This is a genomic window from Endothiovibrio diazotrophicus (assembly GCF_054657215.1).
Genome location: NZ_BAAHXB010000259.1, coordinates 1 through 1,230, shown reverse-complemented (window position 1 = coordinate 1,230; position 1,230 = coordinate 1). Strand labels below are relative to the sequence as shown.

Genomic DNA, 1,230 nt, shown 5'->3' with positions numbered 1-1,230 from the left:
GCCGCTGGCGCTCCTCGTTGACGAACAGCGAGGCGATGCAGACGTCGTTGCCCTGGCGCAGCTCCGAGAGGATGCGGCTGAGGTTGGCCACCCGCACGGCGTGCTCATACTCCGGCAGATGGTCGATCAGCAGTTGCAGGATGTTGTCCATGTACCCCGCGCCGGCCTGGGGACCGGAGACGATGTACATCGGCGGGTAGTCGAAGCGCAGCCAGTCGATGCGCTCCGCGCCCGAAGCGGCGGCGCCCGGGCCGGTGAACAACAGCAACAGCAGCACGCGCGGCAGGTGACGGATGGATGTCGGGCCCATGGCTCCCCCGGTAGCGGGTATCGATGGCACCTTGCGCGCGTCCGCGCCGATCCGCTCCGATCGGCAGGCGGCGAACCGCCCCGCGGGACGCGCCCCGGGGACCTCATGGAACCGGCAAGGGCGTGGATTGGGGGCAATCTACCGGTAAGCGGGCGCCAGGGGTAGCCCCGCGGGGGGTGGCAGACAACGACCCATTCAGCAAAAAGCGACCATCGCTCCGCACCGGCTACGGGCCCCGGAAGGGTACCACCGCCGATCGCCGGCCACGGGGCGCCAACATCCGGGATATTGGCGGAACCTCTTGCAACCTGTTGAATCCTCCCTGGTATTCAAAAAAATGGCGAGCTGAAGTACGCAACTGCATAGATGTCGCGTTCACCGAAAATCTGTTCTGGCAAGTCAAGGAGGAAAACGCAACTCCGCATTGGGAGTTGCTGCCGTCGAATCTACGGGACCTCCATGTCGGCTTTCATGGAAGAACTCCGCTCAGGAGGCTATCGGACTATGGGGGATACGCAGGCGTTCAGGTTTTGATCGACGGGTTATGATGGATGTCCCGGTAAACGTACGCCGACGCAAACGGAGGCAGCGGAGCGAAGGCCACGATACCCCCTCAGAATCTACCGCCGCCGCCTCCGCCTCCGCTACCCACCATCGCAAAAACCGGACCCCAACCCCTCGACCTCGTCGACGGAGAGCCCGGTGATCTCCGCACCTCCTCCGCCGCCATCCCCTTGGCCAACAGCGTGCCGGCAATCTTGCGGGCCCGAGCGGTCTCCCGCTTCAGCCCCTCCGCCAAACCGCGCTCCAACCCCTCGGAGACCCCGGTCTCCCGCTGCTCCGCCGCCACCAACCGCCCCCACCGCTCCATCGCCGCCCGATCCTCCACCTCCGGCAACGGCGGCAACTCCGGCGCCTCG

At 66.1% G+C, this 1,230-nt stretch carries 3 protein-coding genes; 1 reads left to right on the top strand and 2 read right to left on the bottom strand.

Features of this window, described 5'->3' with window-relative positions; translation table 11 throughout:
* The coding region (locus tag ACYQ2W_RS26230; protein WP_459874027.1) for a hypothetical protein at positions 1-310 on the bottom strand (310 nt) is incomplete at its 3' end.
* A 23-nt stretch (positions 311-333) separates the two neighbouring features.
* On the opposite strand from ACYQ2W_RS26230, the gene ACYQ2W_RS26225 reads away from it, so the two are divergent.
* Positions 334-858: a DUF7674 family protein gene (locus tag ACYQ2W_RS26225; RefSeq protein WP_459874025.1), complete on the top strand. Its 525-nt coding sequence runs from the start codon at positions 334-336 to the stop codon at positions 856-858.
* 65 nt (positions 859-923) lie between these two features.
* Here ACYQ2W_RS26225 and ACYQ2W_RS26220 read toward each other — a convergent pair.
* Positions 924-1,230: hypothetical protein (locus ACYQ2W_RS26220; protein WP_459874023.1), on the bottom strand; the 307-nt coding region annotated here is incomplete at its 5' end.

Coding starts and splice junctions, on each gene's coding strand:
- ACYQ2W_RS26225 (WP_459874025.1), top strand. CDS start 334: ATGGCACCTTGCGCGCGTCCGCGCCGATCCGCTCCGATCGGCAGGCGG.